The sequence below is a fragment of the Neisseria sp. RH3002v2f genome (assembly GCF_014596375.1).
GTDB classification, from domain to species: Bacteria; Pseudomonadota; Gammaproteobacteria; order Burkholderiales; family Neisseriaceae; genus Neisseria; species Neisseria cinerea.
Genome location: NZ_MAYZ01000007.1, coordinates 1 through 5,365 on the forward strand (window position 1 = coordinate 1; position 5,365 = coordinate 5,365).

Sequence of the window (5,365 nt, forward strand, 5' to 3'; positions counted from 1 at the left end):
ATGTTTTGAACATTGTCCTGTCGGTTTCTTTGAAGCAGACCAGAAGTTAAAAAGTTAGAGATTGAACATAAGAGTTTGATCCTGGCTCAGATTGAACGCTGGCGGCATGCTTTACACATGCAAGTCGGACGGCAGCACAGAGAAGCTTGCTTCTTGGGTGGCGAGTGGCGAACGGGTGAGTAACATATCGGAACGTACCGAGTAGTGGGGGATAACTGATCGAAAGATCAGCTAATACCGCATACGTCTTGAGAGGGAAAGCAGGGGACCTTCGGGCCTTGCGCTATTCGAGCGGCCGATATCTGATTAGCTAGTTGGTGGGGTAAAGGCCCACCAAGGCGACGATCAGTAGCGGGTCTGAGAGGATGATCCGCCACACTGGGACTGAGACACGGCCCAGACTCCTACGGGAGGCAGCAGTGGGGAATTTTGGACAATGGGCGCAAGCCTGATCCAGCCATGCCGCGTGTCTGAAGAAGGCCTTCGGGTTGTAAAGGACTTTTGTCAGGGAAGAAAAGGCTGTTGCTAATATCAGCGGCTGATGACGGTACCTGAAGAATAAGCACCGGCTAACTACGTGCCAGCAGCCGCGGTAATACGTAGGGTGCGAGCGTTAATCGGAATTACTGGGCGTAAAGCGAGCGCAGACGGTTACTTAAGCAGGATGTGAAATCCCCGGGCTCAACCTGGGAACTGCGTTCTGAACTGGGTGACTAGAGTGTGTCAGAGGGAGGTAGAATTCCACGTGTAGCAGTGAAATGCGTAGAGATGTGGAGGAATACCGATGGCGAAGGCAGCCTCCTGGGATAACACTGACGTTCATGCTCGAAAGCGTGGGTAGCAAACAGGATTAGATACCCTGGTAGTCCACGCCCTAAACGATGTCAATTAGCTGTTGGGCAACTTGATTGTTCAGTAGCGTAGCTAACGCGTGAAATTGACCGCCTGGGGAGTACGGTCGCAAGATTAAAACTCAAAGGAATTGACGGGGACCCGCACAAGCGGTGGATGATGTGGATTAATTCGATGCAACGCGAAGAACCTTACCTGGTCTTGACATGTACGGAATCCTCCAGAGACGGAGGAGTGCCTTCGGGAGCCGTAACACAGGTGCTGCATGGCTGTCGTCAGCTCGTGTCGTGAGATGTTGGGTTAAGTCCCGCAACGAGCGCAACCCTTGTCATTAGTTGCCATCATTCAGTTGGGCACTCTAATGAGACTGCCGGTGACAAGCCGGAGGAAGGTGGGGATGACGTCAAGTCCTCATGGCCCTTATGACCAGGGCTTCACACGTCATACAATGGTCGGTACAGAGGGTAGCCAAGCCGCGAGGTGGAGCCAATCTCACAAAACCGATCGTAGTCCGGATTGCACTCTGCAACTCGAGTGCATGAAGTCGGAATCGCTAGTAATCGCAGGTCAGCATACTGCGGTGAATACGTTCCCGGGTCTTGTACACACCGCCCGTCACACCATGGGAGTGGGGGATACCAGAAGTAGGTAGGATAACCGCAAGGGGTCCGCTTACCACGGTATGCTTCATGACTGGGGTGAAGTCGTAACAAGGTAGCCGTAGGGGAACCTGCGGCTGGATCACCTCCTTTCTAGAGAAAGAAGAGGCTTTAGGCATTCACACTTATCGGTAAACTGAAAAGATGCGGAAGAAGCTTGAGTGAAGGCAAGATTCGCTTAAGAAGAGAATCCGGGTTTGTAGCTCAGCTGGTTAGAGCACACGCTTGATAAGCGTGGGGTCGGAGGTTCAAGTCCTCCCAGACCCACCAATAACGGGGGCATAGCTCAGTTGGTAGAGCACCTGCTTTGCAAGCAGGGGGTCATCGGTTCGATCCCGTTTGCCTCCACCAGAACTTTACAAATGAAAGCAAGTTTGCTATTTTTAGCAGCTTATTTTGATTTGCGAAGTAGAATAACAACGCATCGATCTTTAACAAATTGGAAAGCCGAAATCAACAAACAAAGACAATGAGTTTGTTTTGATTTTTACCTTTTGCAAAGGGTAAAAATCTCTCGCGAGAGAAAAGAAAACAAACACAGTATTTGGGTGATGATTGTATCGACTTAATCCTGAAACACAAAAGGCAGGATTAAGACACAACAAAGCAGTAAGCTTTATCAAAGTAGGAATTTCAAGTTTACTTACCTAGTCAACGGGTAGGTAAACGAAGTCAAAGAAGTTCTTGAAATGATAGAGTCAAGTGAATAAGTGCATCAGGTGGATGCCTTGGCGATGATAGGCGACGAAGGACGTGTAAGCCTGCGAAAAGCGCGGGGGAGCTGGCAATAAAGCTATGATCCCGCGATGTCCGAATGGGGAAACCCACTGCATTCTGTGCAGTATCCTAAGTTGAATACATAGACTTAGAGAAGCGAACCCGGAGAACTGAACCATCTAAGTACCCGGAGGAAAAGAAATCAACCGAGATTCCGCAAGTAGTGGCGAGCGAACGCGGAGGAGCCTGTACGTGATAACTGTTGAGATAGAAGAACAAGCTGGGAAGCTTGACCATAGTGGGTGATAGTCCCGTATTCGAAATCACAACGGTGGTACTAAGCGTACGAAAAGTAGGGCGGGACACGTGAAATCCTGTCTGAATATGGGGGGACCATCCTCCAAGGCTAAATACTCATCATCGACCGATAGTGAACCAGTACCGTGAGGGAAAGGCGAAAAGAACCCCGGGAGGGGAGTGAAATAGAACCTGAAACCTGATGCATACAAACAGTGGGAGCACCCTAGTGGTGTGACTGCGTACCTTTTGTATAATGGGTCAACGACTTACATTCAGTAGCGAGCTTAACCGAATAGGGGAGGCGTAGGGAAACCGAGTCTTAATAGGGCGAATAGTTGCTGGGTGTAGACCCGAAACCGAGTGATCTATCCATGGCCAGGTTGAAGGTGCCGTAACAGGTACTGGAGGACCGAACCCACGCATGTTGCAAAATGCGGGGATGAGCTGTGGATAGGGGTGAAAGGCTAAACAAACTCGGAGATAGCTGGTTCTCCCCGAAAACTATTTAGGTAGTGCCTCGAGCAAGACACTGATGGGGGTAAAGCACTGTTATGGCTAGGGGGTTATTGCAACTTACCAACCCATGGCAAACTCAGAATACCATCAAGTGGTTCCTCGGGAGACAGACAGCGGGTGCTAACGTCCGTTGTCAAGAGGGAAACAACCCAGACCGCCAGCTAAGGTCCCAAATGATAGATTAAGTGGTAAACGAAGTGGGAAGGCATAGACAGCCAGGATGTTGGCTTAGAAGCAGCCATCATTTAAAGAAAGCGTAATAGCTCACTGGTCGAGTCGTCCTGCGCGGAAGATGTAACGGGGCTCAAATCTATAACCGAAGCTGCGGATGCCGGTTTACCGGCATGGTAGGGGAGCGTTCTGTAGGCCGATGAAGGTGCATTGTAAAGTGTGCTGGAGGTATCAGAAGTGCGAATGTTGACATGAGTAGCGATAAAGCGGGTGAAAAGCCCGCTCGCCGAAAGCCCAAGGTTTCCTACGCAACGTTCATCGGCGTAGGGTGAGTCGGCCCCTAAGGCGAGGCAGAAATGCGTAGTCGATGGGAAACAGGTTAATATTCCTGTACTTGATTCAAATGCGATGTGGGGACGGAGAAGGTTAGGTTAGCAAGCTGTTGGAATAGCTTGTTTAAGCCGGTAGGTGGAAGACTTAGGCAAATCCGGGTCTTCTTAACACCGAGAAGTGACGACGAGTGTCTACGGACACGAAGTAACCGATACCACGCTTCCAGGAAAAGCCACTAAGCTTCAGTTTGAATCGAACCGTACCGCAAACCGACACAGGTGGGCAGGATGAGAATTCTAAGGCGCTTGAGAGAACTCAGGAGAAGGAACTCGGCAAATTGATACCGTAACTTCGGGAGAAGGTATGCCCTCTAAGGTTAAGGACTTGCTCCGTAAGCCCAGGAGGGTCGCAGAGAATAGGTGGCTGCGACTGTTTATTAAAAACACAGCACTCTGCTAACACGAAAGTGGACGTATAGGGTGTGACGCCTGCCCGGTGCTGGAAGGTTAATTGAAGATGTGAGAGCATCGGATCGAAGCCCCAGTAAACGGCGGCCGTAACTATAACGGTCCTAAGGTAGCGAAATTCCTTGTCGGGTAAGTTCCGACCCGCACGAATGGCGTAACGATGGCCACACTGTCTCCTCCTGAGACTCAGCGAAGTTGAAGTGGTTGTGAAGATGCAATCTACCCGCTGCTAGACGGAAAGACCCCGTGAACCTTTACTGTAGCTTTGCATTGGACTTTGAAGTCACTTGTGTAGGATAGGTGGGAGGCTTAGAAGCAGAGACGCCAGTCTCTGTGGAGCCGTCCTTGAAATACCACCCTGGTGTCTTTGAGGTTCTAACCCAGACCCGTAATCCGGGTCGGGGACCGTGCATGGTAGGCAGTTTGACTGGGGCGGTCTCCTCCCAAAGAGTAACGGAGGAGTTCGAAGGTTACCTAGGTCCGGTCGGAAATCGGACTGATAGTGCAATGGCAAAAGGTAGCTTAACTGCGAGACCGACAAGTCGAGCAGGTGCGAAAGCAGGACATAGTGATCCGGTGGTTCTGTATGGAAGGGCCATCGCTCAACGGATAAAAGGTACTCCGGGGATAACAGGCTGATTCCGCCCAAGAGTTCATATCGACGGCGGAGTTTGGCACCTCGATGTCGGCTCATCACATCCTGGGGCTGTAGTCGGTCCCAAGGGTATGGCTGTTCGCCATTTAAAGTGGTACGTGAGCTGGGTTTAAAACGTCGTGAGACAGTTTGGTCCCTATCTGCAGTGGGCGTTGGAAGTTTGACGGGGGCTGCTCCTAGTACGAGAGGACCGGAGTGGACGAACCTCTGGTGTACCGGTTGTAACGCCAGTTGCATAGCCGGGTAGCTAAGTTCGGAAGAGATAAGCGCTGAAAGCATCTAAGCGCGAAACTCGCCTGAAGATGAGACTTCCCTTGTGGTTTAACCACACTAAAGAGTCGTTCGAGACCAGGACGTTGATAGGTGGGGTGTGGAAGCGCGGTGACGCGTGAAGCTAACCCATACTAATTGCTCGTGAGGCTTGACTCTATCATTTGAAGAACTTCAAGAGATAAAAGCTTACTGACTGATTCAGTCATCACCAAATAATTGATTAAGGCTTTACCAATTTGTAACAGTTTAAGTTTGGCGGCCATAGCGAGTTGGTCCCACGCCTTCCCATCCCGAACAGGACCGTGAAACGACTCAGCGCCGATGATAGTGTGGTTCTTCCATGCGAAAGTAGGTCACTGCCAAACACCCATTCAGAAAACCCCCGGATATCCGGGGGTTTTTGCTTTGCCAGGAAAAAATGT

At 50.5% G+C, this 5,365-nt stretch carries 2 tRNA genes and 3 rRNA genes; all 5 read left to right on the forward strand.

Annotated features, from left to right (window positions below):
- Positions 1–63: 63 nt before the first annotated feature.
- The 5 genes from BBW69_RS00685 (at position 64) to rrf (ending at position 5,308) form a co-directional block, all read left to right on the forward strand.
- Positions 64–1,604 (forward strand): 16S ribosomal RNA (locus BBW69_RS00685).
- A 100-nt stretch (positions 1,605–1,704) separates the two neighbouring features.
- A tRNA-Ile gene (locus BBW69_RS00690) sits at positions 1,705–1,781 on the forward strand.
- A 5-nt stretch (positions 1,782–1,786) separates the two neighbouring features.
- Positions 1,787–1,862: transfer RNA gene (locus tag BBW69_RS00695), tRNA-Ala, on the forward strand.
- Between the two features lie 345 nt (positions 1,863–2,207).
- Positions 2,208–5,099 (forward strand): 23S ribosomal RNA (locus BBW69_RS00700).
- Between the two features lie 95 nt (positions 5,100–5,194).
- Positions 5,195–5,308: ribosomal RNA gene (gene rrf, locus BBW69_RS00705) — 5S ribosomal RNA — on the forward strand.
- The 16S, 23S and 5S rRNA genes sit together here with 2 tRNA genes alongside, the layout of an rRNA operon.
- Positions 5,309–5,365: the final 57 nt, after the last annotated feature.